The sequence below is a fragment of the Nonomuraea lactucae genome, assembly GCF_003313395.1.
In the GTDB taxonomy this organism is placed as follows: domain Bacteria; phylum Actinomycetota; class Actinomycetes; order Streptosporangiales; family Streptosporangiaceae; genus Nonomuraea; species Nonomuraea lactucae.
On sequence record NZ_QNFZ01000370.1, the window covers coordinates 1 to 800 of the forward strand.

Here is an 800-nt window from a genome sequence, read left to right on the forward strand (position 1 = left end):
AGCGGCCGGCGCACGGCGGACCGGACGATGACGACCGGCCCGCGCGCGTGGCCGGCGAGGGCGAGCCCGACCGAGCCCAGCACCAGCCCGGCGAACCCGCCGAGGCCCCGGCTGCCGACCACCAGCGTGTCCGCGGACTCCGACTCGGTTCGCAGCCGCTCGATCACGGCGCCGGTGAGGTGGGCGGTGGTCACGTCGAGGCTGGGGTGGCGCCAGCGGGCCCGGTCCGCGGCGGCGGTGAGCATCAGCTCGCGCCGCTCGGCGAGCGTCGCGTCGTCGTCGGCCGTGTCGATCGGCTGTTCGGCCGCCCATGGCGGGAGCACGTTCACGATCCGCAGGTCGCGCCCGCGGCGCGCGGCGTCGTCGGCCGCCCAGTCGAGCGCCGCGTTCGCCGGGTCCGATCCGTCGATCGCGACCACGATGGGGCTGCTCATCGCCGACCTCCTCCGCAGCGTGCGCGGGCTGAGCGCCGCTCCTTCAGGACACACCTGTCACGCGGGCGTTCCCAGAGGATGAGGTCCCCTCCCGCTGGGGACCATCGGCCCTACCGGAAAACCGCGGTTATGGATGTCTTTTTCCCGGGACGCGCGGGGTACGCCTGGACAGCGCCGCGGCTTGAATGATCAGAATGGGTCCGCCACCACTCCTCCGGAACCACGGGAGCGCCCTTGCCCGAACCCCGGTCCGCGCCCCGTTTCCCGGTCGTCGACCCGCTCACCGGGCGGGTCGAACGGCCGCTCGCGCCCATCGCGCCCGACCGGCTCGCCGCCACGGCGGCCGAGCTGCGCGCCATGGCCCCC

Annotated in this window: 1 protein-coding gene; it reads right to left on the reverse strand. The window is 75.1% G+C overall.

Translation table 11 applies throughout. The annotated features are described in order from the left end of the window. The coding region (locus DQW85_RS22020; protein ID WP_162795213.1) for a universal stress protein at window positions 1–434 on the reverse strand (434 nt) is incomplete at its 3' end. Between the last annotated feature and the right edge of the window lie 366 nt (window positions 435–800).